This is a genomic window from Vibrio sp. 1580, assembly GCF_033340055.1.
This window is the reverse complement of record NZ_JAWOVT010000659.1, coordinates 1-533: the sequence shown is the minus strand read 5'-3', so window position 1 is coordinate 533 and position 533 is coordinate 1. Positions and strand designations below refer to the sequence as shown.

Annotated in this window: 1 protein-coding gene and 1 pseudogene; one reads left to right on the top strand and one right to left on the bottom strand. The window is 48.6% G+C overall.

All coding sequences use genetic code 11. The features are described from left to right. Positions 1-88, bottom strand: an 88-nt coding sequence (locus tag R7093_RS27700) for an AsnC family transcriptional regulator (RefSeq protein WP_318147339.1), incomplete at its 3' end; no start/stop codon positions are given. A 113-nt stretch (positions 89-201) separates the two neighbouring features. On the opposite strand from R7093_RS27700, the pseudogene R7093_RS27695 reads away from it, so the two are divergent. Next, positions 202-533 (top strand): annotated as a pseudogene (locus R7093_RS27695) (GGDEF domain-containing protein); the annotation flags it as partial.

The following is a 533-nucleotide window of genomic DNA, read 5'->3' as shown; positions in this document are numbered from 1 at the left end:
TTTCGGCGTAAGGCGTTCTGGCGTCTGCCATAAGTGTTTTTAAGATTGCGCGGTCAAGGTCGTCGAGTTTCGGCAGGCTCGCATTCATACTATTATTTCCGTTGGGTATGAGAGTTACGTCTCTTTTATACTCACAGCGGACACGATTCACAAGGTTTGGCAGGAGTAACTGCGGGTTAACTCCGATGCTATGGAGAGAATGTGCAGCGTTTTCTGATTTTGGTCGCCTTATTCTGGAGTGCATGTGCCTGGAGTGAACTGACACTTGCTCAAGAGCCGAAGGTGCTTGTCGTCCATTCTTATCACCAAGGATTCTTTTGGACGGATTCCATTCAGCGCGGGATCGATCAACAACTCGATGACCGCGAGATGGACATGCGAGTTTTATACTTGGACTCCAAGCGTAACCAGAGCGAGCAGTTTTTTACCCAGCTCGAATCACTCTATCGCACCAAGTTGAGCGATGAGCGTTTTGATGCCATTTTGGTGACGGACAACAACGCATTGGAATTGATGCAACACTTGGCGCCGTT